Source organism: Methylosoma difficile (genome assembly GCF_054657615.1).
Genome location: NZ_BAAHYJ010000002.1, coordinates 694,408 through 717,694, shown reverse-complemented (window position 1 = coordinate 717,694; position 23,287 = coordinate 694,408). Strand labels below are relative to the sequence as shown.

General features: G+C 47.1%; 22 protein-coding genes. 15 read left to right on the top strand and 7 right to left on the bottom strand.

Features of this window, described 5'->3' with window-relative positions; all coding sequences use genetic code 11:
- Positions 1-34: 34 nt before the first annotated feature.
- Both ACYQ1O_RS08890 and ACYQ1O_RS08885 read right to left on the bottom strand, forming a co-directional pair.
- Complete coding sequence (locus tag ACYQ1O_RS08890; RefSeq protein WP_459991309.1) at positions 35-3,196, bottom strand: efflux RND transporter permease subunit; 3,162 nt, start codon at positions 3,194-3,196, stop codon at positions 35-37.
- Complete coding sequence (locus tag ACYQ1O_RS08885) at positions 3,193-4,269, bottom strand: efflux RND transporter periplasmic adaptor subunit (RefSeq protein ID WP_459991308.1); 1,077 nt, start codon at positions 4,267-4,269, stop codon at positions 3,193-3,195. The genes ACYQ1O_RS08890 and ACYQ1O_RS08885 overlap by 4 nt, the downstream gene beginning before the upstream one ends.
- A gap of 249 nt (positions 4,270-4,518) precedes the next feature.
- Here ACYQ1O_RS08885 and ACYQ1O_RS08880 point away from each other — a divergent pair, with 249 nt between their 5' ends.
- Positions 4,519-4,716 (top strand): hypothetical protein, encoded by a 198-nt coding sequence (locus ACYQ1O_RS08880; RefSeq protein ID WP_459991307.1) that lies wholly within the window; start codon positions 4,519-4,521, stop codon positions 4,714-4,716.
- Positions 4,717-4,845: 129 nt separating this feature from the next.
- On the opposite strand, the gene ACYQ1O_RS08875 is transcribed toward ACYQ1O_RS08880, so the two are convergent.
- Positions 4,846-5,493 (bottom strand): TetR/AcrR family transcriptional regulator, encoded by a 648-nt coding sequence (locus ACYQ1O_RS08875; protein ID WP_459991306.1) that lies wholly within the window; start codon positions 5,491-5,493, stop codon positions 4,846-4,848.
- A 312-nt stretch (positions 5,494-5,805) separates the two neighbouring features.
- Between ACYQ1O_RS08875 and rsxB the strand changes: the two genes are divergently transcribed.
- From rsxB to ACYQ1O_RS08860, 3 genes are read left to right on the top strand one after another with little or no spacing between them, the layout of a single operon-like run.
- A complete protein-coding gene (gene rsxB, locus ACYQ1O_RS08870; RefSeq protein WP_459991305.1) occupies positions 5,806-6,393 on the top strand; it encodes an electron transport complex subunit RsxB in 588 nt (195 codons plus the stop codon).
- Positions 6,394-6,422: 29 nt separating this feature from the next.
- Positions 6,423-6,989, top strand: a complete 567-nt coding sequence (efpL, locus tag ACYQ1O_RS08865) for an elongation factor P-like protein EfpL (RefSeq protein WP_459991304.1) — start codon at positions 6,423-6,425, stop codon at positions 6,987-6,989.
- 11 nt (positions 6,990-7,000) lie between these two features.
- Entirely contained in the window at positions 7,001-8,152 is a 1,152-nt protein-coding gene (locus ACYQ1O_RS08860; protein WP_459991303.1) for a methyltransferase, read from the top strand.
- Positions 8,153-8,198: 46 nt separating this feature from the next.
- Here ACYQ1O_RS08860 and ACYQ1O_RS08855 read toward each other — a convergent pair whose 3' ends face one another.
- Together ACYQ1O_RS08855 and ACYQ1O_RS08850 are read right to left on the bottom strand one after the other, a co-directional pair.
- Entirely contained in the window at positions 8,199-8,408 is a 210-nt protein-coding gene (locus tag ACYQ1O_RS08855; protein WP_019867332.1) for a cold-shock protein, read from the bottom strand.
- Between the two features lie 183 nt (positions 8,409-8,591).
- Complete coding sequence (locus tag ACYQ1O_RS08850; protein WP_459991302.1) at positions 8,592-9,485, bottom strand: DMT family transporter; 894 nt, start codon at positions 9,483-9,485, stop codon at positions 8,592-8,594.
- 377 nt (positions 9,486-9,862) lie between these two features.
- Here ACYQ1O_RS08850 and coxB point away from each other — a divergent pair, with 377 nt between their 5' ends.
- From coxB to ACYQ1O_RS08830, 4 genes are all read left to right on the top strand, one after another.
- Complete coding sequence (gene coxB / locus ACYQ1O_RS08845; protein WP_459991301.1) at positions 9,863-11,404, top strand: cytochrome c oxidase subunit II; 1,542 nt, start codon at positions 9,863-9,865, stop codon at positions 11,402-11,404.
- 55 nt (positions 11,405-11,459) lie between these two features.
- The gene (ctaD, locus tag ACYQ1O_RS08840) at positions 11,460-13,076 is read left to right on the top strand and encodes a cytochrome c oxidase subunit I (protein ID WP_459991300.1); all 1,617 of its coding nucleotides are present in this window, start codon (positions 11,460-11,462) and stop codon (positions 13,074-13,076) included.
- 143 nt (positions 13,077-13,219) lie between these two features.
- Complete coding sequence (locus ACYQ1O_RS08835) at positions 13,220-13,765, top strand: cytochrome c oxidase assembly protein (RefSeq protein WP_459991299.1); 546 nt, start codon at positions 13,220-13,222, stop codon at positions 13,763-13,765.
- An 11-nt stretch (positions 13,766-13,776) separates the two neighbouring features.
- The gene (locus tag ACYQ1O_RS08830; RefSeq protein WP_459991298.1) at positions 13,777-14,667 is read left to right on the top strand and encodes a cytochrome c oxidase subunit 3; all 891 of its coding nucleotides are present in this window, start codon (positions 13,777-13,779) and stop codon (positions 14,665-14,667) included.
- A 55-nt stretch (positions 14,668-14,722) separates the two neighbouring features.
- Here the strand turns inward: ACYQ1O_RS08830 and ACYQ1O_RS08825 are convergent, their stop codons facing one another.
- Positions 14,723-14,980, bottom strand: coding sequence for a twin transmembrane helix small protein (locus ACYQ1O_RS08825; RefSeq protein ID WP_459991297.1), 258 nt, complete (start codon positions 14,978-14,980; stop codon positions 14,723-14,725).
- A gap of 96 nt (positions 14,981-15,076) precedes the next feature.
- On the opposite strand from ACYQ1O_RS08825, the gene ACYQ1O_RS08820 reads away from it, so the two are divergent.
- From ACYQ1O_RS08820 to gatB, 7 genes are all read left to right on the top strand, one after another.
- Positions 15,077-15,802: an SURF1 family protein gene (locus ACYQ1O_RS08820; RefSeq protein ID WP_459991296.1), complete on the top strand. Its 726-nt coding sequence runs from the start codon at positions 15,077-15,079 to the stop codon at positions 15,800-15,802.
- Positions 15,795-16,532, top strand: coding sequence for a hypothetical protein (locus tag ACYQ1O_RS08815; RefSeq protein WP_459991295.1), 738 nt, complete (start codon positions 15,795-15,797; stop codon positions 16,530-16,532). Before ACYQ1O_RS08820 ends, ACYQ1O_RS08815 begins: the two co-directional genes overlap by 8 nt.
- Positions 16,533-16,544: 12 nt before the next feature.
- Positions 16,545-18,491, top strand: a complete 1,947-nt coding sequence (gene ftsY, locus ACYQ1O_RS08810; RefSeq protein ID WP_459991294.1) for a signal recognition particle-docking protein FtsY — start codon at positions 16,545-16,547, stop codon at positions 18,489-18,491.
- A 9-nt stretch (positions 18,492-18,500) separates the two neighbouring features.
- Positions 18,501-19,157: a cell division ATP-binding protein FtsE gene (gene ftsE, locus ACYQ1O_RS08805; RefSeq protein ID WP_459991293.1), complete on the top strand. Its 657-nt coding sequence runs from the start codon at positions 18,501-18,503 to the stop codon at positions 19,155-19,157.
- Between the two features lie 3 nt (positions 19,158-19,160).
- The gene (gene ftsX, locus ACYQ1O_RS08800) at positions 19,161-20,189 is read left to right on the top strand and encodes a permease-like cell division protein FtsX (protein ID WP_459991292.1); all 1,029 of its coding nucleotides are present in this window, start codon (positions 19,161-19,163) and stop codon (positions 20,187-20,189) included.
- 77 nt (positions 20,190-20,266) lie between these two features.
- Positions 20,267-21,124: an RNA polymerase sigma factor RpoH gene (rpoH, locus tag ACYQ1O_RS08795; RefSeq protein WP_459991291.1), complete on the top strand. Its 858-nt coding sequence runs from the start codon at positions 20,267-20,269 to the stop codon at positions 21,122-21,124.
- A gap of 316 nt (positions 21,125-21,440) precedes the next feature.
- Complete coding sequence (gatB, locus tag ACYQ1O_RS08790) at positions 21,441-22,877, top strand: Asp-tRNA(Asn)/Glu-tRNA(Gln) amidotransferase subunit GatB (RefSeq protein WP_459991290.1); 1,437 nt, start codon at positions 21,441-21,443, stop codon at positions 22,875-22,877.
- A 75-nt stretch (positions 22,878-22,952) separates the two neighbouring features.
- On the opposite strand, the gene ACYQ1O_RS08785 is transcribed toward gatB, so the two are convergent.
- Entirely contained in the window at positions 22,953-23,270 is a 318-nt protein-coding gene (locus ACYQ1O_RS08785) for a hypothetical protein (protein ID WP_459991289.1), read from the bottom strand.
- Positions 23,271-23,287: the final 17 nt, after the last annotated feature.

Below are 23,287 nucleotides of genomic sequence, written 5' to 3'. Positions count from 1 at the left end.
AAGCGGGAGCTTGGGAACGAGCTGTATACGATTTCTACAATTCCGACGATTTCGGCATTTCCACCCGAAACCACGCCGCATACAAAGCAGGCAAGAACAACACCGTCAACAAGGTTGCCACTGCCAAACCGCCCATAATCGCCACCGCCATCGGCCCGAAGAACACACTGCGGGTGAGCGGGATCATCGCCAAAATCGCGGCGGCGGCGGTCAGCACGATGGGGCGGAAACGGCGGATGGTTGAATCCACCACGGCTTGCCACGGTTCTATACCATTGGCGCGGTCTTGGTCGATTTGGTCAACCAAAATCACCGAGTTACGCATAATCATCCCCGACAAGGCGATGGTGCCGAGCATGGCGACGAAGCCAAAAGGTTTGTCGAACAGTAGCAAAGCGATAGTTACGCCAATCAAACCAAGCGGCGCGGTTAGGAACACCAACAACACCCGCGAAAAGCTTTGCAATTGGATCATCAGCACGGTTAACACCACGATTAAAAACAGCGGGAAACCAGCCGCGACCGATGCGCCGCCTTTGGAGGATTCTTCCACCGCGCCGCCTGTTTCAATCTCTACGCCGATGGGTAAGTGCTGTTTCAATTCAGCGAGTTTTTCTTCGACTTGGCCTGAAACCAACGGCGCTTGCACATTGCCGTTCAAATTGGCGCGTACGGTCATCGACGGAATGCGGTTGCGTCGCCAGATCACACCTTCTTCAAACTCATAGCTGATGGTGGCGATTTGCGCCAGCGGCACGCCAACGCCTGTTTGTGTGTTCACCATCAAATCCTGCAAATGCGACAAACGGCGGCGTTGGTCGGCGGGGCCGCGGGCGACCAAATCAATGCGTTCGATGCCTTCGCGAAATTCGGTGATGTACTGCTCTTGGATACCGCCATTCAACACCGTGGCAATATCCACGGAGCTGATGCCTAGCAGCCGTGCTTTGGTTTGGTCAACGCTGACTTTCACCACTTTGCTAGGCTCGTCCCAATTTAACTGCACGTTACTCAAGTTTGGATTGCCGCGCATGATGTCGGCGATTTGATGGGAAACGTTGCGGATTTGCCCAATGTCGCTGCCATTGACGCGGAACTGCACCGGAAATCCGACTGGCGGACCGTTTTCCAAACGCAACACCGAGGCGCGTAAAGCCGGAAAATCGTTGTCGAACAAGGTCAACAGGTCTTTCCGCAAGGCTTCACGGTCTGGCAAGGTTTTGCTCAAAATCACCAATTGCCCAAAACCGCGATGCGCCAGTTGGATGTCCAAAGGCAGGTAAAAACGCGGCGCACCGCTACCGATGTAGGCAACGAAATTATCGATGCCGTGGTGTTTGTCGTTCCAATCCAACAACCATTTTTCCAGTTTTTTGGTTTCGGTTTCGGTGGCGGTGTACGACGCGCCTTCGGTCAAACGCAAATCAACAATCAATTCCAAGCGTGTCGAGTCAGGGAAAAATTGTTGTTGGACTTTGCCAAAACCAACAATCGCCAACACGAACATCGCCAAGGTAATCGCAATTACGGTTTTGCGGTAACGCACACAAGCGGTGACTACGCTGCGGAAGGTTTTATAAAACGGCGTGCTGTAAATGTCGTGGTGATGGGTTTCAGTAAGCTTTTCTTTGATCTTAAACGTTGCGCGCAACCAACGTCCGAATTTGGATGGCTGCGGGGCTTGCCCGTAATCTGGCAACAAGTGATAGCCGATATATGGCACAAAAATTACCGCCGCAATCCACGACACTAATAAAGAAATTGCCGTGACTTGGAAAATCGAGCGCGTGTATTCACCTGTCGATGACGCTGCGGTGGCGATTGGCAAAAAGCCCGCGATGGTAACCAGTGTTCCGGTCAGCATCGGCATGGCGGTGGAGGTGTACGCAAACGACGCGGCTTTCAGCCTATCCCAACCTTGTTCCATTTTCGCCGACATCATTTCCACGGCGATAATGGCATCGTCCACTAACAAGCCGAGGGCCAGAATCAACGCGCCTAGCGAAATTTTATGCAGGCCAATATCAAACTGTTCCATGAACACAAAAGTAGTCGCCAATACTACCGGAATGGTGATGGCAACAACGATGCCACTGCGCCAGCCTAAAGACAGCAAGCTTACGCCCAAGACAATGACTAATGCCTCCTCCAAAGAGTGGACAAAATCGTTGACCGAGCGGGCGACAATTTGCGGTTGCGAAGTGACGGTGTTCAGCTCCAAACCGACCAGCAGATTTTCTTTGATGCGCTTCATGGCGACATCCAGATTCTTGCCCATTTCGATGATGTCGCCGCCTTCGGTCATGCTCACGCCCAAGAGCAAGGTCTCTTTACCCTGAAAATGGATTTTGTCATGCGCGGGTTCTTCGTAGCCACGATAAACAGTGGCGACATCGCCCAAACGGAAATCCTGCCCGTTGGCGCGTAACCGTAACTCGCGCAAGTCGTTCATACTTTGGTAACGGCCTGAGACGGCAATGCGGATGCGTTCGTCGGGCGATTCGTAAGTGCCGCCACGGACGATGGCGTTTTGGTTTTGCAGGGTTTGGATCAATACGGGGGTGCTGATGCCTAGCGTCACCAATTTGGCGTTGGAAATGTCGATGAACAACCGCTGTTTTTGTTCGCCGAAAAATTCAACTTTGGCGACGTTCTTCACTATTAACAATTCAGCGCGAATGGCTTCGGCGTGAGTTTTCAAATCCGCGTAATTAAAGCCATCGCCTGTGAGTGCGTACATGCTGCCGTACACGTCGCTAAATTCGTCGTTAAAGGTCAGGCTTTCGAGTTGCTGTGGCAAGGTGTAACGGATGTCGCCGATTTTTTTCCGCACTTGATACCAAAGATCGGGGATGACATCGGACATGGTGTCGTCTTTTATCATCACGAAAATCATGGTTTCGCCAGGCCGTGAAAAACTGGTGATTTTGTCCAAATGGGCGATTTCTTGGATTTTTTTCTCCAGCTTGTCAGTGACTTGCGCCGCCATTTCTTCGGCGCTGGCGCCAGGCCAAGTGGCGCGAACCAACATGACTTTAAAGGTGAATGGCGGATCTTCCGATTGCCCCAGTTTGGTGTAGGAGAACAGACCTGCTAGCGTGACGACCAGCATCAAATACAACACCAAGGTTTGGTGTTTTAACGCCCAGTTGGTCAGGTTAAATCCAGTTGCTTCGGTTTCAGGTGTTGGGTTCATGGTTGCGTCTCCAGAACCGGACGCACCAATTGGTTTTCGGTGAGGGTATGCACACCTGCGACGGCAATGGTTTCGCCTGTGGTTAAGCCGCTGCTGATGACCACGCCATCTTCACGGAATGCGCCTGTTTGCACGTCACGGGCATGGACGGTATGGTCTTCCAACAGCACCCACACTTGGCTTTTGCCATTGCTAGCGGTGACGGCGCGGCTAGGGACGATCACGCCGCCAGCGGTTTCGGTAGCGAGTGCGGGGAATTTTACGCCCGCAGTCATGCCGAATTTAACAGCGGCATCGGCGTTTTCCAGCGTGATGCGGACATCAAACGTGCGGGTTGCTGGATCGGCTTCGGGGGCTATTTCACGCACTTTGCCTGTGTACAGTTTTTGTTGGTCAGCCCACATTTTTAGATACACAAGGGCGTTTAGCTTTACTTCCGCCATGCGCGATTCCGGCACAGTCACTAACACATCGACTGTGCGCGTGTCGGCAATCTTCACGATGATACTGCCTGCTTGCACCACTTGTCCTGGTTCGGCTTGGATAAAACTGACCACGCCGTCGCGGTCGGCGGTTAGGGTGGTGTATTGGCTTTGGTTGCCGGAAATATTGGCTTGGGCTTTGACTTTTGCCAACCGCGCACTGGAGGCTTTCAGCTCGGCTTCATGGATGTCCAAGGCCGAGGCGGAGATGAATTTCTTGGCAAACAATTGCCGCTGGCGTAGCACTTCCGCAACCGCCAAGGCGTGGCTGGCTTCTGCCGAAGCCACTTCCGCCGCCGCTGCCGCGACATTTAATTGGCTATCTGTAGCATCTAGCCGTGCAATTACTTGGCCTTTGCTGACTTTTGCCCCGACTTCCACACGCCGCTCGATAATCTTGCCGTTAATGCGGAAACCTTGTGCCGATTCGTAACGCGGTTGCACCCTGCCGACTAAACTCATTTCGGTGTTGGTGGCGGTTTCTATGATTTTCATGACTAACGCCGGACGCGGTGGTGGCGGGGCTTCAACAGGTTTGTCGCAGGCTACCAAAAGCGGTAACGCCAGTAAGCCGAGATGTAGTGGTCGCATAGTGGGGTATCCTGTGGTGGATAGGTTGGTTGTAGTAGGATTTTTCCGTTCGTCCTGAGCTTGTCGAAGGATGAACGGAAAAATCCGTGAGCAAGGCTTAAACCATTCATGCTTCGACAAGCTCAGCACGAACGGTTTAAGCCTTTGGTTCATATCATTCTTTCCTTAGCTTAATGGCAGTGAAGCAGGAGCTTGGGAACGACAAAAATTTCAACACATTGATTTTTAAATATCGTTGGAGTAAAAAACATGTTTTTTATTCCAACGCCGAATATTCATCAGATGATTACAAGCCAACCTCAACTAGCAACAAAGCAAGACTTGCGAGAACTGGAACTCCGCCTTGAAGCTAAAATCAACAACATCAAATTCGATTTGGTGAAGTGGATTGCAGGGATGTTGCTGGCACAAGCGGGTTTGGTTGCCGCTTTAGTTAAATTGCTGTAACTGCAATAGATTCCAGCAACATCACATCCTGCATCAACTCCGGCCTTGTAGGGTACGCTGTGCGTACCATTAATCAGGCGAGCGGCGATGGCGATGTTGAAAGGTACGCAGCGTACCCTACTCAATTTTTCAATGTGCAATCGTTCCAACAGATTCCCGCAACAATCCCCGTAACATCACATCCTGCATCAAGCCAAGCCGTGCTTCTATCGCCGTCCATTCCATCCAAACATCATTGCCTAGCGCAATCTCTAGCGAACAAACCCCATGCACACCTGCCCATATGGTTTGCGCGACCAGTTCGCTGTCCTGCAATTCTTCCCGAAACAAACCAGCGTCCAGTGCTGTTTTCACGACCACCTGCAATTGCGCGTAAGCATCTTGCTCGGTGTTGCCTTGTTCTATATCGGTAATCTCCAAATTGCACGGTGCGCGTGGGGTCATGAACATAAAGCGATAATGACCTGGGTGTTGCAGCGCAAACTGGGCATAGCCTTTGCACAAGGCCTGAATCCGTAAAATAGGGCAGGGGATTTGCATAATCTCCCGCATCCCTGTTGCCAAAGCCAAAAAATCGGTATCGCAGATGGCTTGCAGCAAGGCTTCTTTATCGGCGAAGTAGTTGTACAAAGTGGTTGCCGAGTAGCCGATTTGCTTGGCAATTTCACGCATGGATACCGCTTCGATGCCGCGCTCGACAAATAAGTTGCGGGCGGCATCGAGGATAGTCATGCGTAACAGTTCGCGTTCTTGTGTTGTTTTTATTTTTGGCGGCATAGTTTTAATTAATTTACGGTGTTAAGTTAACACTGTTAATTATTTCTGTAAAGGGTTTATGTTGATTTTAGAAAATGGTTTTGTCAGTTTTTTTTGTTGTCTTGCCTGTGTACCCATCAAGTAAATCTAGGAGATGGCGGTTTGCCTTTCAGCAGTTTATCGGGCATTGCGCTTTTATTTAAGCGGATTTTGGCATTCTTTGCTTTCGATAAGGGTCTGTTTTTTGTGATAATGGCCTGCTAATCGTCTTGTGTAAGCCGGTGAAGTTTATCGGCAATTGTTTATCCAGTCAGTAATTACCCTATTTGAGTTATGCCCGATTTATCGAAAAACGATTCATTTCATCATTTGCCTTTAGCCGAGCAAATTAATGCCTTGTTGCCCCAAACCCAGTGTGGGCAATGCGGGTTTAAAGGTTGCAGGCCTTACGCTGAAGCGATAGCCGAAGGTAGTGCGGACATCAACCAATGTCCGCCCGGTGGAAATGAAGGCATTGCCGATTTGGCGGCGTTTTTAGGTGTGCCAGCCAAGCCGTTGGATTTGCAATTTGGCGAGTATAAGCCCAAGCAGGTTGCTTTTATTGTTGAGCAAGATTGCATCGGTTGCGTGAAGTGTATTGCTGTTTGTCCGGTTGATGCCATTTTGGGCGCGGCTAAGCAAATGCATACCGTCATAGCCAGCGAATGTACCGGCTGTGAATTATGTATCGCGCCTTGTCCGGTGGATTGCATTGTCATGCAACCGGCACCGGATTGGCCTGTTCTCGACCGGCAAGAAAAATCCGCTTTGGCAAAACGCCGTTTTGAGGCCAGAAATTTGCGTAAAACCTTGGAGCTGGCAGAAAAAACGGAACGGGCAAGATTAAAAAAAGCAGCTTTAATGATAGGAAAATCTGCTTAATCATTTAATAAAAACAACAGGAGGCCCATGTGGCAAAAGCAAGTGAGTTAAAACGCGGTATGGTGGTGGAGATTGAGGGTGTGCCACATGTGGTAAAAAATGTGGATGTAAAAAGCCCGTCTTCACGCGGTGCAAATACACTTTATAAAGTGCGTTTTAATAATCTTAAAACTGGTCAGAAGTTGGATGAGTCTTTAAAAGGCGATGATTTTTTTAAGGATACTGATTTGGTGCGGGCAAAAGTGCAGTATTCCTACAAAGACGGTGAAAGCTATGTTTTTATGAACATGGAAGATTACAGTCAATACACGCTAAGCGAAGAAGATTTGGAAGGGCAGGTGGAGTATCTGACGGAAGGTTTGGAGGGCATTATTGCATTGTTGGTAGATGATGCCATCTTGGGTATTGAGTTGCCAGGCTCGGTGGTTTTGGTGATTGTTGAGACGCCACCTGCCATTAAAGGATCATCGGCTTCGGCACGGACCAAAACGGCACGGTTGTTGACCGGTTTGGAAGTGCAGGTGCCTGAGTATATTGAAACTGATGAAATCATCAGGGTGAATACCGAAACCGGTAAGTTTATGGCACGTGCCTGATCGTTAAATTTATGGTTGGTCAGGATCAAGATTCACAATTTAAGGTGCCGCAAGGCGAATTTGCCTTGGTGCGTTTACCCAAGCGCCCGCGAGAATTGCTTAGGGCTTGGGATGCTGCTGATGAATATTTGCTGGAGCATTTGGCTGGAGAGGGTTTGCCGGTCGACGCACAGCGGGTTGTTATTGTTAACGATAGCTTCGGAGCATTGGCTGTGGCTCTGCAAGCCTATTCGCCTATCGCAATTTCCGACTCTTACCTTTCGCAACAAGCGACCCGAATGAATTTGCAGGGCAATGGTTTTTTAGAAGATTCTGTAAAGTTTGTAGATAGCTTGGCGACTTTGAATGAGGGTATCGATGTTTTGCTCATTAAAGTGCCGAAAACGTTGGCATTGCTGGAGGATGAGTTGCTGCGCTTGCGTCCTTGGCTAAAACCTTCGACGCTAGTGGTTGTGGCGGGCATGGTCAAAATGCTGCCGGCATCGGTTTGGGGTTTGTTGGAGAAGCATATTGGCCCGACAACCACTTCGTTGGCCTACAAAAAGGCGCGTTTAATTTTCGTAAATTACAATACTGACATTAAAGTGATGTCCAGTCCTTATCCCGTTGAATATGTTTTGGAAAATACGGGCTATCAGATTACTAACCACGCCAATGTCTTTTCCCGTGAAAGCTTGGATATTGGGACGCGGTTTTTTTTACAGCATTTGCCCAGTTCGCCATTACCTTTGAAGATAATCGATTTGGGTTGTGGCAATGGCGTTGTGGGTTTGTTGGCGGCGGAACGCAATCCAAATGCTAGTGTGAAATTTATTGACGAATCGTTTATGGCGGTTGCGTCGGCACGGGAGAATTTTCACCGGGCTTTTGGCGGGCTTCGGCAGGCCGATTTTGTGATCGCGGATGGTTTGACGAACACGTCATCAGTATCAGCGGATGTGATTTTTTGTAACCCACCTTTCCATCAGCAGAATACTGTTGGCGATCAAATTGCCTTGAGTATGTTTAAGGAAGCTGAGAGGGTTTTGCAAAAAAATGGCGAGTTATGGGTTATTGGTAACAGGCATTTGCAATATCATCTGATATTAAAAAAGCTGTTTGGGAATGTTGCCACGGTGGCAAGCAATGCAAAGTTTGTGATATTGAAATCGCTCAAACGCTAAAAGGAACCCAAAAACGATCGGTTTTTGGGTTCTTTTCGAGAAATAGTTACGCGGGGGTTACGTTCTCAGCTTGCGGGCCTTTTTGACCTTGGGTGACTTGCATAGTCACTTTTTGGCCTTCACGCAGGGTTTTGCGTCCAGTGCCGTTAATTGCGCTGTGGTGGACGAATACGTCTTTGCCACCTTCTTGCTCAATAAATCCAAAACCTTTTTCATCATTGAACCACTTAACGGTACCTACAACTTGATCTGACATATGACACTCTTACTTAAAAAACGCCAATTTTAGCTGGCTTTACAATTCCCGGACCTTATAAAAAGGCCGGCTCAATCTTGATACTGCAAGTCATAGTAGCACTAAAAATAAGCCAAGGGCAAAATATTTTATTGGTAGTTCAATTGCTTCTAGCATAAAAATTATGCGGTTTGTGGTAATTTTTCACAGATTTTTACGAATCAGCTTACGCTTGCTAATCCGGTCGAAAAACTCATGAAAAATCAACGATGACAAAATAAGTCCTGCACCGATACTGATGTCGGTTGTTAAGGGTTCTTGGTTAATACGGTGACCAATTATCAATGCCAAGACCGGTGTTACCAAATTAATCAAAGCCACTTGACCAGCTTGTAGATGCTTCAGCAAGTAATAATACAATGCAAAGCCGAAACTGGTCGCCACGATGCCTAAGTAAAAGATAGCTGCCAAACTGACCATTGGGATATTGGCAGGCCATTGCCCGTCGGCAATTGTCCATGTTAATAGGTAAGCGGGCAGGGCGATCAACAGGCCGCCAGTCACTTGTGATATGGCGGGTATTTTGGCGTCGATCTGTTTTATCCAAACCGCGCTGGCGCAATGCAAGGTGACCGAAAACAAAACACTGGCAATACCAAACAATGCCTTGTCGCTGTATTGCAAAGCTGTGCCAAACATTATCCACATGCCAAAAATTGCCAAGCTATAAGCGAACATTTTGGCTACGGTCAGTTTTTGGTCTTTTAAGGCAATGGCTGCCATTAAGGCTGTAATGATCGGCGTTAACCCAAAAATTAGCGAAATCCAGCCGGTAGGGATTAGCTGCGCTGCCCAGTAAACAGCCAGCATCGCACCGTATATTTGCAAAGCGACCGCGAAGTAAGTCATTTTTGCTTTGCGGTGCATAGGTAGCGGTTGCTTGGTTGATAGCAGCCAGATCAACACGCATACAGTACCAATTGCCATGCGGCTGGTGACGCCAAATAAACTGCCGCTGCCTTCGCTACTCCATTTAATGGCTAGCGGTGTGGTTGACCAAAGCAATATAACGCTGGTATAAGCTAGGATTATCCGCATTTTAAGTGGGCCTGTTGATTGTTTGGTGGGTGGCCTGCAAAGATTTTCTATTTGCCTGATAGTTCAACGCAAGTGCGCTTGATAGGTGTTTTTCCATATCTGGTCGATTATTGAAGCACACTGTCAATTTATTGGGTCATTTTAAAACAGGTGGCACATCATGCATTATGAGCGATGGATTTCCTTGTTGATTGGCCTAGGTCAATTTCTCAGGTGGTGTTTGCTCCGGTATTGTTACAGACTTGTGGCGTACCGTAGCATCATGGGTTAAAATTACATAGTTTATGTGTGCTTATTAATTAGGGGCTGCCGATTTATTTGGCCTGCCAACCAATTGGCACGCACAGGTTTATTTTTTATAAAGAAGGGGCTGCTCAGTGAACAATAAAAAGCATCTATTCGCGACCCTGATCTTAATGGCTTCCGGCCTTGAGACAGCACGCGCGGACTATACGCTCAACTTAATGAAGGGGGTCACCAAAGTCAGTCATGACGTTTATGACCTGCACATGCTGATTCTATGGATTTGCGTATTTATAGGCGTTGGCGTATTCGGAACTATGTTCTATTCGATTTACCATCACCGTAAGTCGAGAGGGCATCAGGCGGCTCAGTTCCATGAAAACACTACAGTAGAAATTATTTGGACAATTATCCCGACCCTTATTTTGGTGGCTATGGCGATACCTGCCACTAAAACGTTGATGGAGTTGGATGATGTTCAAGATTCCGATATGTCCATCAAAGTGACTGGCTGGCAATGGAAATGGGAATATGAGTACCTTGACAACGGTATCCATTTCTTCAGTAGCCTTGATGAGGCCAGCAATAATGCCCGTCAATTAAATTCCGGTATCGACCCTCGTTCAGTACCCAACTACCTTCTAAATGTAGACCATCCCTTAGTTATCCCAACTAAAAAGAAAATCCGTTTCGTCTTTACCGCTGCAGATGTATTGCATTCTTGGTGGGTTCCCGATTTAGGCTGGAAAAAAGACGCAATTCCTGGCTTCATCAACGAAGCATGGACATCGGTTGACAAACCTGGCACATATCGCGGCCAATGTACTGAATTATGTGGAAAAGACCACGGCTTTATGCCGGTTGTGGTGATCGCCATGGATCAGCCCGACTATGATGCTTGGGTTAAAAAGACCACCGAAGAAGCGAAAAAAGGTTCTGACTTAAGTGATCAAAGCCATGCTGACTTGGTGGTCAAAGGTGCTGACATTTACGCTAAAAACTGTTCAACTTGCCATTTGCCGGACGGCAAAGGCGTTCCGGGTGCATTCCCGGCCTTAACCGGCAGCGCAGTGGTTAAAGGTGACATTAACGCACAAGCCAACCTGGTATTAAACGGTAAAGGCGCGATGCCTGCGTTTGCCAAAATGCTGAAAGCGGACGAATTGGCGCAAGTGATCACTTATACCCGTAACGCTTTAGGCAATAGCGTAGGTGATGAAATCCAACCTAAAGCTATTCAAGAATTGTTGCCAAAAAAATCAGAAGCGAAAGCTGAAGCAAAAGCCGCTGCGCCAAAAGAAGCAAAAGCAGAAACCAAACCTGTTGAACCGATTGCTGATATGGGCAAGGACGAGTTGGTTGCCTTGGGTAAAACTGTTTACGCTAGCAACTGTGCTTCTTGCCACCAAGCAGAAGGCCAAGGCATGGCGCCAACGTTCCCTGCTTTAACAGGCAGTGCCGTGGTTAAAGGTGATATCAACGCACAAATTGATCTGATGTTGAATGGCAAAGGCATGATGCCAGCATTCGGTCATTCGCTTAACGCTAAAGATTTTGCGGCAGTGGTTACCTTTACACGCAATGGTTTGGGTAATGCTGTCAATGACGCTGTCCAACCTTCAGCCATCCAAAAATTGCAAGCGGCGTTGCCGCCTGAAGAGGACGATGACGAATAAGGCTTTGCCCGTTCCGTCTTTGCAAACACTTTCTAATATTTTTGAGGTATAAACTATGTCCGCTGTTGTAGCTGAACATGACGATCATCACGATGATCACGATCATGGCCCACAAAAAGGGCTGTTAAGATGGATAATCACCACCAACCATAAAGACATTGGCACGCTCTATCTGTTTTTCGCCTTGGCAATGTTTTTTATGGGCGGTGTCATGGCGTTGGTGATCCGCGCCGAACTGTTTGAACCTGGCCTGCAATTTGTACAGCCACAATTCTTTAATTCCATGACCACCATGCACGCCTTGGTGATGGTATTTGGCGCGGTTATGCCTGGTTTTGTAGGTTTGGCAAACTGGATGGTGCCCATGATGATTGGCGCACCTGATATGGCTTTACCCCGTATGAACAATATGAGCTTCTGGATGCTGGTTGCCGGTATTGGCATGTTGGCAACCACGTTGTTCATGGAAGGCGGTGCACCGGCGGCAGGATGGACATTGTATCCGCCGTTAGTTTTGCAAACAGGTAAAGCCTTGCCGTTTGCTATCTTCTCAGTGCATTTGTTGGGTATCTCATCCATCATGGGTGCGATCAACATTATTGCTACCATCTTCAATATGCGTGCCCCCGGCATGACCTTAATGAAAATGCCTTTGTTCGTCTGGACTTGGTTGATTACAGCTTTCTTGCTGATTGCTGTTATGCCAGTGTTTGCCGGTGCTGTGACCATGTTGTTGACTGACAAATTCTTTGAAACCAGCTTCTTCGACGCGGCTGGCGGCGGTGATCCTGTGTTGTATCAGCATATCTTCTGGTTCTTCGGTCACCCTGAAGTTTACATTATGATTTTGCCGACTTTCGGTGTGGCTTCAACTATCATCCCCGTGTTTGCCCGTAAGCCATTGTTTGGTTATAGCTCAATGGTTTATGCGACTGCTTCGATTGCATTCTTGTCATTCATCGTTTGGGCGCATCACATGTTTACAGTGGGTATGCCGATTGCTGGTGAGTTGTATTTCATGTACGCCACTATGATTATTGCCGTACCGACAGGCGTTAAAGTCTTTAACTGGACCGCAACCATGTGGAAAGGCTCAATGACGTTTGAAACGCCGATGCTGTTTTCAATCGCCTTCGTGGTTTTGTTTACCATGGGTGGTTTCACGGGTCTGATGATGTCGATCGCACCGTCTGATTTCCAATACCATGATACTTATTTCATCGTTGCTCATTTTCATTACGTGCTAGTGCCTTCATCCATCTTTATTTTGATGGCGGCAGGTTACTTCTGGTTGCCTAAATGGACCGGTCATATGTACAACGAGAAACTAGGCCAACTGCATTTTTGGATGTCCGTCATCTCCGTGAACATTTTGTTCTTCCCGCAACATTTCTTAGGTTTAGCGGGTATGCCCCGCCGTATTCCAGACTATGCCGTGCAATTTGCTGATTGGAATATGATCTCCAGTATTGGTGCATTCATTTTTGGCTTTAGCCAATTGTTGTTCTTGTACATCGTCATTGACACCATCAGAGGTGGAACAGGCGAAAAAGTGAGTGACGAAGTGTGGGAAGATGCACACAAACACGGTTTGGAATGGACGTTGCCATCACCGGCTCCGTACCACACCTTTACCACGCCACCCGAAGTGATTCCAACAGAACATCACTAAAATTAAATCTTTGATACGTTGCCTTTGGGCGACGTATCCGGTGGAACAATGAATACAAAAACAAAAAATGTATTGACGGCTGTGTTGTTGTTTGTAATCGCAATAGGCATTTATGCCGTTGCGGTTATTAAAGCGATTTCCTAATGAACGAAGAGCTGAATCAAAAAAATATCAAACTGGTTCGCAATCTGGTCATTGTGGTTGTCGCCATGTTTGGTTTCGGTTTCGCTTTGGTGCCGCTTTATGACGTTCTCTGTGATATTACAGGGCTGAACGGGAAAGTTAACGGCACTGCGGTTAAAGAAATTGCTTATACGGTGGACAAAAGCCGGGAAATTACGGTTGAGTTTATGACGTCATTGAATGAGGCCACACCCATGGTGTTTCGGGCTGAGACGAAAAAAATAACAGTCCACCCTGGCGAATATGTGACAGTCAATTTTTACGCAGAAAACAAAACCGATAAAAACATGGTTGCCCAAGCGATACCTAGCATCTCGCCAGGGCAGGCGGCTGAGTATTTTAAGAAGACCGAATGTTTTTGTTTTACCCAGCAAACTTTCAATCCTCATGAAGGCAAAAGCATGCCGGTGAGGTTTGTCATCAATCCAGAGCTGCCCGCACAATACAAGACCATTACGCTGGCTTATACATTTTTTGATAATACTGAAACATCACTTAAAAAATAGAGAGGAAGTTTATGTCTACACCTGGAGCCTATTACATTCCGAGTAAAGCCACTTGGCCGGTGCTGGCCACTGGCGGATTGCTCATCCTGCTGGCAGGGTTTGCCAATTATCTGAACGGTGCGTCAATAGGCCCCACTATGATGATTGCGGGTTTTGCCATTTTTATCGTCATGTTGACGGGTTGGTTTGCTTTACAGGCAAGTGAAAGCGAAACGGGCATGTACAGCAAGCAAGTTGGCATTTCCTACCGTATGGGCATGATGTGGTTTATCTTTTCAGAGATCATGTTCTTTGCCGTGTTTTTTGGCACGCTTTGGTATACCCGTAATTTGTCAGTGCCTTGGTTGGGTGGTGAAGGCATCGGCGCAGCTACAAAAGAATTGTTGTGGCCTTCTTTCGAAGCAGGTTGGCCTACTAACGGCCCGGCTCACTTAGGTGGCAAAATTGTTGATGGTAAAGCCAGTGGCGAATTTGAGCCAATGAGCCCATGGGGTTTGCCGCTTTTAAATACTTTAATTCTGTTGACCAGTGGTGTGACTTGTACTTGGGCGCATCATGGCTTGTTGGCGGGTCACCGTGACCAATTGATTAAAGGCTTGATTGCCACTGTTGCGTTGGGTTTTATCTTCGTTGCTTGCCAAGCGGTTGAGTATCATGAAGCCTACAGCGAAATGGGATTGACTTTAGGATCGGGCATTTACGGTTCAACCTTCTTTATGTTGACAGGCTTCCATGGTTTCCATGTTTGCGTGGGTGCCATTATTTTGTCTGTTGTGCTGTTCAGAAGCTCGGTTGGTCATTTTAAACCAGAAAACCATTTTGCTTTTGAAGCAGCGGCTTGGTACTGGCATTTTGTTGACGTAGTTTGGCTGGGTTTGTTTATTTTTGTTTACATGATATAAGCTTACCCAACGCCGTAAAAAAAGCGCTGCATCAGTAGCGCTTTTTTTTTGGAGTTTATTTTGTGGTCTGGACTTGTTGGGCTAGGCGGTTTTCGTGGATTTTGGCGCCGATGCCATGCGGTTTGATTAGACCCGTGCTAACGGCGATAGCTACAAAAATAAACAGTAGCAAAGATAGCCCAATGCGGACGGTTAAAGCCTTAACGGTGTTTTTGGAACGCTCTTCTGGCTTACGTATGATTAAGTTATACAAGGCATTTGCCAAACTGGCCAAAATCAGCAGGAAAGAAATAATTACAATGATTTTTATCATTTTGAATAAACAATAGTCAGGTAGTTTTTGGTATTCTCAATGATAAATGCCTTATAGCCAATAGCCAATCATAAAAAACACGACAAGCCATTACTTATGCCCCGTTACACACCTCACTTTCGGTCTTTACCTTTGCTGGCTTTTATCGGTTTATTGTCGGTATTGGTGCATTTGGGGATTTGGCAATTGGATCGCGCGCAGCAGAAACAAGACTACCTCAATCAGCAGCAACAAGCCCTAGCGTCAGGTGTGATTGATTTATTTGCCTTACCGTTGCCTATTAAGGAAGACTTGCGTTATCGGCAAGTAAAAGTGACAGGGCATTACGATGATGCCCATCAAATTTTATTGGATAACCAAATTAGCGAAGGGAAGGCCGGTTACTTTGTTTTAACCCCCTTTATCTTTGGCAACCAAAACCAAGCCGTGTTGGTGAATCGCGGTTGGTTACCGGTTGGTAAAGACCGCGCTATGTTGCCCGATGTCGCCATCAAACAACTGGAAGTGACCATTAACGGGCGTATCAACCATTATCCTTCCATTGGTTTGGTGTTACCTCAGGCAGATCAACCCGATAAAGGCTGGCCTACGCGGGTGCAAGTGCTGAACAACCGAATTTTATCGGAAAAGCTAGGCTACCCTTTGTTACAATTCCAAGTTGAATTAGCCGAAGACCAAGCCGACGGTTACAAAAGGTCATGGCAGACCACTTCATTAATGCTGCCAGAACAACATAAGGCTTATGCTTTCCAATGGTTTGCATTGGCTACCGCGCTAAGCTTACTTTTTATTCGTTATAGTTTTAAAAAAATTAATGTTTGACCAACAGAAAAAAAACCAGCTTATCATCTTGGCAATTTTTGCCATGACCGTCATTCCCTTTGTCATGGCTTGGAGCTTAAAAGGTAGCCTCATTCCCGTCAACAAAGGTACCAACTTAGGCCAATTAATCACTCCGCCTGTACCGTTGGAATATAGCCAGCTGCTTGGCTTTGACGATTTTTCCAGCGCCAATCTTGCTGAATTGCCAGGCCACTGGTTGATGGTGAATGTCATCCCAAGAAGCCAATGCGCAGAAACCTGTTTGGAAGCGATCCTAAAAACCAAACAAATCCGCCTGATGTTAAGCAAAGACTTGCCAAGAACCCGTCGCGTGGTGATGGTTTTGGATCAGCTTGCACCGGCTGCAGCCGAACAGCTATGGCTTAAAGACAGCTTGCTATGGCGTTTGCGTGCGGCAAATTTGCCCGAAGGCGATAGTTTGTACGCCAACTATCTGAAAGCTGATGTGTTATTGGACGAGCCACGCATTGTCCAGCTAATCGGCAATGAAAAACGCGAGTTGGCCTTGCAATCCGATTTGTTGAGGATTAAGCCCAGCGCTGACGTGGCGGAAAAAATAAAAGCTTTAGTTAAAGGCGAACTGCCAGAAGGTATGTTGTTATTGATGGATCCGCTGGGTAATCTGATGATGCAATATGAATCGGGCTTCGATCCTTATAAAGTTAAAAAAGATCTTATGCAGTTGCTGAGAATTTCGCAAATAGGTTAGTGGAAAATAAAAATGTATAAAAAATTAACTGGGTTTACTGTTCTCTTAGCCTTAATCGCGGTGATTTTATCCGCGTATGTGCATCTGAGTGGTGCGGATTTGGCTTGTTCGGAATGGCCTGCCTGTTATGGACAAACCTTTGTACTGGACAGTAACAGCGCACAGTCCGTTGCTGATGTTGCTAAAGCAGGCTTGGAATTGGCCCAGCGTTACCTTTTTGTGGTGTTGGCGCTAAGTGTTTTGGGGTTGTCACTATTGTCAATTTGGCAAAAAACCTTCCGTGTTGCCGCCATTTCCACATCGGTATTGGTGTTGCTGATATTGGCTTTGCAGGGTTTTAGTGCGTATTGGCTTATCAAGTCCAATGCCATGCCTGTAGTGGCTTTGGCGAAAACCTTATTGCAAATGGCGGTAGTGTGGTTTTTATACGGCTTGTATTTGCGCGGTACCACGCAACCGCTGGTGGCTCATGCCAGGGTCGGCAACGTGTTGTTGGCAGGTTTTGCCATGTTGGTGGTTGTTCTGCAAAGTATTTTAGGTGTTTGGTTGGCTGCCAATAATGGCGCATTAGCTTGTGCGGGCTTTCCACAATGTAACGGACAGTGGTTGCCAGTTGCTGATTATCAAACCGCATTTAATTTTGTCAGTGGTTTAATGACAGGTTATAGCGGCATTTTGTCATTCGATGCCCAAGTTGCGGTCAGTGCCGTACACCGAATGAGCAGTTTGCTAAGTTTTATTGTGTTGAGTTTATTGCTGTTCAAAACCACCGCTGCCAATTCTTCAAAAGCGTTGAAAAGCTCGGGCATCGTCTTGGGTGTGGTCATGTTTTCAAATCTGTTGGTTGCCATCTTGGGTGTCAAAATGGCAATGCCAATGTGGGCCAGTTTAAGCCACCAAGCCTTGTCGGTGCTGTTGATGTTGCCGCTGATCTCCATCAGTTTTTATAGCCGCTATAGCTTGGAAAGTGTAGAGGACTTTGCTTCCGTTGACGCATTGGTGGCAAAAACCGAGGTGGATTATGCCGAGGCCGAACCGGAATCTTTATATTTGCGCCTGAAATCGCAATTAAAGCGCACCCGTACCGGTTTGGGTGGCTTGCTGTCCAGTCTGCCATTGGGGCAAAAGGAAATTAACAGCGATTTGCTGGAAGAAATTGAGTCCAGCCTGATTATGGCGGACATTGGCATTAACGTCAGTAACGACATTATCCAGCAACTGACCAAACGACTGGAACGCAACCAATTGTCCGACGGCGCATTATTGTCGGCAGCCTTAAAAGAAGAGCTGCTCAATATCCTTAAACCTTGCAGCGCGCCGTTAGTGATCCCGAAAAAAGACGGCCCGTTTGTCATATTGGTGGTCGGTGTTAACGGTGCTGGCAAAACCACAACCATCGGCAAGTTGGCGAAACGTCTACAAACCCAAGGCCATAGCGTCATGCTGGCGGCAGGAGACACGTTTAGGGCGGCGGCAGTTGAGCAATTGCAAACGTGGGGCGAGCGTAACAATATCCCCGTTGTGGCACAGCATACCGGTGCCGATTCGGCATCCGTCATTTACGATGCCTTGCAGTCCGCACAAGCGAAAGGTATTGATGTCTTGATTGCCGATACCGCAGGCCGTTTGCATACCAAATCCAACTTGATGGACGAGCTGAAAAAAGTCAAACGCATCATGGGCAAATTGGATGAAACCGCGCCCCATGAAGTGTTATTGGTGCTGGATGCCGGTACAGGCCAAAACGCCTTATCACAAGCAAAAATATTCAACGAAACCGTAGAACTGACGGGTTTGGCATTGACCAAATTGGACGGCACAGCTAAAGGCGGGGTTATTTTTGCCCTCGCCAAACAATTAGGTTTACCGATCCGCTTTATTGGCATCGGCGAAGGTATCGATGACTTGCAAGACTTTGATGCCGAGATGTTTGTTGAAGCCTTGTGCGTCAACGATTAGGCAGAAGCCATGCTGAGGTTCGATAATGTCACCAAGCGTTACAACGAAACGGGCGATGTCTTACGTGGCGTAAGCTTTCACTTGCAGCGCGGGGAAATCGCTTTTTTAACCGGACATTCAGGCGCAGGGAAAAGCACATTATTAAAGCTGATTGCAGTCATGGAGCGTTGTAACCGGGGTGAAATCTGGTTGGATGGACAAAACCTAAGCCACGCCAAAGACAGCCAAATTCCTTACTTGCGCCGCAAAATGGGCTTCATTTTCCAAGACTACAAGTTACTGCAAGATCGAACTGTATTCGATAATGTGGCCTTGCCGTTAGTGATTGCCGGTTACGGACATCAAGAAACCACCCGTAAAGTGCGCGCTATTTTGGACAAGGTGGGGTTGGCAGGCAAGGAAAAGAAATACCCGTTGGCCTTGTCGGGCGGTGAGCAGCAGCGCGTCGGCATTGCCCGTGCCGTGGTCAACAAACCCCCCATCATTATTGCCGACGAGCCAACCGGCAATCTTGATCCTGAGCTATCAGAAGAAATCATGCGCTTGTTTGAAGGTTTCCAACAAGTCGGGGTGACGGTACTGATTGCTTCGCACGATATTTCCTTAATTCGGCGGATGAACCATCGGGTGCTGAAGCTCGATCACGGTCAGTTGGTGTCGGGGTAACTTATGGTAAGAAAAAGACGTTCCCAAACTAAAGATATTAAAACGCCCAAACCGCATAAGCCTGTGCGCCAAGAGCATAAGCAAAACCGCGCCGCTGGCGGTGGTTTGCTTGACAAATTGCTTGCCCAACGCGATCTACATGTCCATGTGCTGTTGGCAAGTTTAGGGCGTTTGCTGGAGACGCCTTTTGCTTCGGCGATGACCATCGCCGTTTTGGCAATCGCCATATCGCTTGCCGGAAGTTTTCATTTGTTGCTGATAAATGCCCAGCAAATCGCCGGAAATTTACAAACCAGCGCACAGTTATCTTTGTTTCTAAAAGACAGCGCCAACGATGTCAATGCCAAGGTCTTGGCTGAGAAAATCCGCATAAACCCTTCAATACAATCGGTCAAGGTCATCTCAAAAGAGCAGGGCAAGGCATTATTTAAAAGTTTCGGGCATTTTGGTTCTGCACTTGATGTTTTGGAAGAAAACCCATTGCCGATCGCCATAGAGGTATTACCTAAAAACACCTTTGATAATGTGACTGAAATAGAACAGTTGGCAAATCAATTAAAACAAGAGGAATTGGTGTTTGATGTCCGAATGGATATGGAATGGCTAAAGCGCCTGCAATCGATGATGGCGGTTGCCAGCCGCTTGGCAGTGACACTTTATACCTTACTGGGTTTGGCTGTCCTGTTCATTACTGGTAACACCATCCGTTTGGAACTCAATAACCGTCATGACGAAATTGTCATCTCCAAACTGGTGGGGGCAACCAATGGGTTTATCCAAAAGCCTTTTTTGTTTACCGGTTTTTGGATTGGTTTTTTTGCCGGTGTTTTAGCTTGGTTTATAGTTGCGATCATCATGCTGTTTATGCGCCAACCCGTTGAAGCACTTTCGCAACTTTACGACGGCAACTTCCATCTTCTTTTTTTAAGTCTTGGCGATAGCTTAAGGCTGATTTTCTTATCCGCTTGTTTAAGCACGCTAGGTTCTTGGATTGTCTTATTGTTCCAATTGCAAAAAACCAAACCCGAATAAAGGAACTTTAAAAATTGTTAGCACTCTTAAAAGCAGAGTGCTAAAATTTCATCAAGTTCTTAAAAACGAGGGGTGTCATGAGCAATTTACTGGCGTTATCCGCAAACTTATCTGTAGCAACATTTGATTCTTACTTAAACCTTGTCAGACAAATACCCAAATTAACTTCCGAAGAAGAACGCCATTTGGCATTAAAATTCAGGGACGAGGGTGATTTGGAAGCGGCAAGGCAGTTGGTGATGAGCAATCTGCGCTTTGTCGTACACGTTGCCAGAGGTTACAGCGGTTATGGTTTGCCAATGCCTGACATCATTCAAGAAGGCAATGTCGGTTTAATGAAAGCCGTCAAGCGTTTCGACCCTGACATGGGCGTGCGTTTGATTTCTTTTGCCGTGCATTGGATCAAAGCTGAAATCCACGAATACGTCATTAAAAACTGGGGCATCGTAAAAATTGCCACCACCAAAGCGCAACGGAAACTGTTTTTTAATTTACGTAAGTCGAAAGAAGATTTAGGCTGGCTTTCCCATGACGAAGCGACCGCTATCGCAAGAGATTTGGATGTTGCGGTCAGTAGCGTTTACGAAATGGAAAAACGCTTGGGCAACCGGGATATGTCTTTTGATATGTCTACGGACGAAACCGACGAAGACAGTTTTAGCGCCCCCGTCAACTATCTGCAACAACATAACGCTGATCCGGCGGAATTATTGGAAAATGCCGATTGGGATGGACACGAACACGACAAGCTTGCCGATGCCATGGCAAGTTTGGATGAACGCAGTTTGGACATCGTTTCCAGCCGCTGGTTAAGCGATAAAAAAGCCACTTTGCATGAATTGGCAGAGCGCTATAACGTTTCCGCAGAACGCATCCGGCAGCTGGAACAAAACGCCATGAAAAAATTGAAAGCCGCTTTTGTCTTGGCTGCTTAACTATAAATTGGTCAGAGGGTTGATTATCTTTCTTTATATTTGTGAAAGATAACCAACCTTGGCACTATCATCGAAAATGATTTAGGTCATCAAAATTTCCGCAGTGATATTCGTTATTTCCGCCCGATTTCTCTTCAAAATTATTACCCCCCTGCACAATCCCCAATTTATCGGCATCTGTCAAAAAAACGGATGCATAGCTACAATAGACACCCAATTTTCAATCCAACACTAGACATTTGACAAGCTTGGCTATTTAATGGGTGCTGACGCCGAATTGTCGGCATTTAACGTTGATAGACATAAGGAAAGCTGCATGAGCACCACTTGGGAAACCGTCATTGGCCTTGAAATCCACACCCAGTTGGCCACCCAATCGAAAATTTTCTCCGGCGCCTCCACCGCTTATGGCGCTGAACCCAATACACAAGCTTGTGCAGTCGATTTGGGCTTGCCAGGTGTATTGCCGGTTTTAAACGAAGAAGCCGTCCGTATGGCGGTTATTTTTGGCATGGCTATCGAGGCCGAAGTGGCACCGTATTCGGTGTTTGCCCGAAAAAATTATTTTTATCCCGATTTGCCCAAAGGTTATCAAATCAGCCAAATGGATTTGCCGATTGTCGGTAATGGGCATTTGGATATTGAAGTCGATGGCGTCACAAAACGCATCGGTGTCACACGCGCGCATTTGGAAGAAGATGCCGGCAAATCGCTGCATGAAAATTTCCACAGCCTCAGCGGTATCGACCTGAACCGCGCCGGTACGCCGCTGTTGGAAATTGTTTCTGAACCGGACATGCGTTCAGCCAAAGAAGCCGTAGCCTACATGCGTAAATTGCACGAGTTGGTGCAGTATTTGGGCATTTGCGACGGCAATATGCAAGAAGGTTCGTTCCGTTGCGATGCCAACGTGTCGGTACGCCCTGTTGGCCAAAAAGAGTTTGGCACACGGGTAGAGATAAAAAATATCAATTCCTTCAAATTTGTCGAAAAAGCCATCAACCACGAAGTGGAAAGGCATATCGAACTTATTGAAAACGGCGGCAAAATCGTGCAAGAAACCCGCTTGTACGATGCCAACAAAGATGAAACCCGCTCCATGCGAAGTAAGGAAGAAGCCAACGATTATCGCTACTTCCCTGATCCTGATTTGTTGCCGGTGTTTGTTGGCGAAGACTTTAAAGCGCAAATTAAAGCCGCCTTGCCAGAATTACCCGATGCAAAAAAACAACGCTTTAAAAGCGAATACGGTTTGGATGACGAAGCGGCAACTATCTTGACATCATCACGTGCCACCGCCGATTATTTTGAAGGTTTGGTAAAAGCTTCCGGTTGCGAAGCCCGTTTATGCGCCAATTGGGTGATAGGCGAATTGTCCGCCGCCCTTAACAAAGCCGATTTGGAAATTAGCCAATCGCCCGTCGATGTCAGCCGTTTGGCGGGCTTGTTGCAGCGCATTGCTGACAGCACCATTTCCGGAAAAATCGCCAAACAGGTGTTTGAAGAACTTTGGCAAACCACGGCGAGTGCCGATGAAATCATTGACAGCAAAGGCTTGCGGCAAATTAGCGATAGCGGCGCGATAGCGGCCATCATCGACGAAATTATTGCGGCTAACGGCAAACAAGTGGAGCAATACAAAGGCGGCAACGAAAAAGTATTTGGCTTTTTTGTCGGGCAAGTGATGAAGGCTATGCAAGGCAAAGGTAATCCCTCAGAAATAAACGCTATGCTCAAGGATAAATTACAGTAAACCGTTTTAATTTTTGAGGCATAAAAAAAGCCCTTTCAGGCGAAAACCTGAAAGGGCTTTTGTGTTTTAGGGGTATTAGTTTTTCAGATTTTTGTAGCTTTCTTCGCTTTCACGCATGATTTTGCCGCCTTCTTCAATCATGCGGTTGCCTTCTTCAACTTTCATTTGGCCTTCGCGCACTAAATTATTACCGCGCTCGGTCATCATTTTGCCGTTTTTCCAACGGTTGCTTAAATGCGCTAAGCCTTGGCTGTCGCGTAGCATTTGTTCGTCAGAAATAATTTTGGCAGCGGTGGGTTGCATAGGAGCAGGTGCTTCAGAAGCGCAGGCACTGACCAATAAGCTCAGCAAGGTAATCGTTAGAGGTTTTCTGTAAAAAAAAGCAAATGGCATGGAGACTCCAAAAATAG

Coding starts and splice junctions, on each gene's coding strand:
- ACYQ1O_RS08890 (WP_459991309.1), bottom strand. CDS start 3,196: ATGAACCCAACACCTGAAACCGAAGCAACTGGATTTAACCTGACCAAC.
- ACYQ1O_RS08885 (WP_459991308.1), bottom strand. CDS start 4,269: ATGCGACCACTACATCTCGGCTTACTGGCGTTACCGCTTTTGGTAGCC.
- ACYQ1O_RS08880 (WP_459991307.1), top strand. CDS start 4,519: ATGTTTTTTATTCCAACGCCGAATATTCATCAGATGATTACAAGCCAA.
- ACYQ1O_RS08875 (WP_459991306.1), bottom strand. CDS start 5,493: ATGCCGCCAAAAATAAAAACAACACAAGAACGCGAACTGTTACGCATG.
- rsxB (WP_459991305.1), top strand. CDS start 5,806: ATGCCCGATTTATCGAAAAACGATTCATTTCATCATTTGCCTTTAGCC.
- ACYQ1O_RS08860 (WP_459991303.1), top strand. CDS start 7,001: ATGGTTGGTCAGGATCAAGATTCACAATTTAAGGTGCCGCAAGGCGAA.
- ACYQ1O_RS08855 (WP_019867332.1), bottom strand. CDS start 8,408: ATGTCAGATCAAGTTGTAGGTACCGTTAAGTGGTTCAATGATGAAAAA.
- ACYQ1O_RS08850 (WP_459991302.1), bottom strand. CDS start 9,485: ATGCGGATAATCCTAGCTTATACCAGCGTTATATTGCTTTGGTCAACC.
- ctaD (WP_459991300.1), top strand. CDS start 11,460: ATGTCCGCTGTTGTAGCTGAACATGACGATCATCACGATGATCACGAT.
- ACYQ1O_RS08835 (WP_459991299.1), top strand. CDS start 13,220: ATGAACGAAGAGCTGAATCAAAAAAATATCAAACTGGTTCGCAATCTG.
- ACYQ1O_RS08830 (WP_459991298.1), top strand. CDS start 13,777: ATGTCTACACCTGGAGCCTATTACATTCCGAGTAAAGCCACTTGGCCG.
- ACYQ1O_RS08825 (WP_459991297.1), bottom strand. CDS start 14,980: ATGATAAAAATCATTGTAATTATTTCTTTCCTGCTGATTTTGGCCAGT.
- ACYQ1O_RS08820 (WP_459991296.1), top strand. CDS start 15,077: ATGCCCCGTTACACACCTCACTTTCGGTCTTTACCTTTGCTGGCTTTT.
- ACYQ1O_RS08815 (WP_459991295.1), top strand. CDS start 15,795: ATGTTTGACCAACAGAAAAAAAACCAGCTTATCATCTTGGCAATTTTT.
- ftsY (WP_459991294.1), top strand. CDS start 16,545: ATGTATAAAAAATTAACTGGGTTTACTGTTCTCTTAGCCTTAATCGCG.
- ftsE (WP_459991293.1), top strand. CDS start 18,501: ATGCTGAGGTTCGATAATGTCACCAAGCGTTACAACGAAACGGGCGAT.
- ftsX (WP_459991292.1), top strand. CDS start 19,161: ATGGTAAGAAAAAGACGTTCCCAAACTAAAGATATTAAAACGCCCAAA.
- rpoH (WP_459991291.1), top strand. CDS start 20,267: ATGAGCAATTTACTGGCGTTATCCGCAAACTTATCTGTAGCAACATTT.
- gatB (WP_459991290.1), top strand. CDS start 21,441: ATGAGCACCACTTGGGAAACCGTCATTGGCCTTGAAATCCACACCCAG.
- ACYQ1O_RS08785 (WP_459991289.1), bottom strand. CDS start 23,270: ATGCCATTTGCTTTTTTTTACAGAAAACCTCTAACGATTACCTTGCTG.